Source organism: Aminobacter sp. P4_D5 (genome assembly GCF_056401815.1).
Map to the genome: position 1 here is coordinate 1 of NZ_JBFUIP010001135.1, position 573 is coordinate 573.

1 protein-coding gene is annotated in these 573 nt (G+C 70.7%); it reads right to left on the bottom strand.

Annotated elements, in window-relative coordinates; all coding sequences use genetic code 11:
- On the bottom strand, positions 1-493 hold a 493-nt coding region (locus AC1DWF_RS37095), incomplete at its 3' end, for an SURF1 family cytochrome oxidase biogenesis protein (RefSeq protein ID WP_476843418.1).
- Positions 494-573: the final 80 nt, after the last annotated feature.

A 573-nucleotide genomic window follows, 5' to 3' on the forward strand; every position in this document is an offset into this window, starting at 1 on the left:
CGGCGATGGCGCGTGCATCGAAGGTGTAGAAGCGGCGATGCGCGGGGTCGTCGGTGGCGGCGAAGGGGTTGTGCTCCGTCGGCCGGACATAGCCGCTGACCGTGACATCACCCTCGGGCCGATCGACATTGCCGCCCTCCATGGGCGCCCAGCCGCGATCGACGAGGATCGGCGGCGCGCCGGGGCGGTCCAGCACGGCGATCAGGTTGGCGCCGAGAGTGGTGCCGCGCACCTCCAGCCCGAGCATGGCTTCGGCACCTGGGCGGAAGCGGCCGGTGGCGGCGATGCGGGCGAAGGGCGGGGTGTCGGCCGCGGGTTCGGCAGGCGGCCGTGCGGCCGCGCCCTGGAGCTCGGCGAGGATGCCCTGCTTCCAGTGCAACCGCTGGATCTGCCAGGAGCCGAGCCCGAGCAGCACGGCCAGGATGGGAAGGGCGATGAAGCTGGGCAGGATGATGCGCTGCCAAGGGACAGGGCGAGGGATAGGGCGGCTCAAGAAACGGTGCCCTTCGGACAGGCTTCCAGCCGAGGCCGGAAAAAATTTGGGCCGGCAGAGCCGGCCCAAACGATCAATGC